We start from the raw sequence: 210 nt of genomic DNA on the forward strand, positions 1-210 counted from the left end.
TCGGTGAATCGCTTCTTCAATCATATGCAGCAAATGCTCACGGATTTGCTCTACAGCTGTACGTTCCAACACCTGCGCGTTGTACTCCAAATGGACATGGATTTCATCGCCTGGCACCACGGTGATGTTGAAGTCATAGTTTGTTTGCTCTGACATGGAAGCATTGGCAATCGTAAAGCCATTGTTCCCGCGGCTACCCATCTGCTCCAT

General features: G+C 48.6%; 1 protein-coding gene. It reads right to left on the reverse strand.

Annotated elements, in window-relative coordinates:
- The coding region (locus HFD99_RS25465) for a condensation domain-containing protein (protein WP_167441128.1) at window positions 1-210 on the reverse strand (210 nt) is incomplete at both ends.

The organism is Paenibacillus sp. EKM301P (assembly GCF_011800295.1).
Classification (GTDB): Bacteria; Bacillota; Bacilli; order Paenibacillales; family Paenibacillaceae; genus Paenibacillus; species Paenibacillus polymyxa.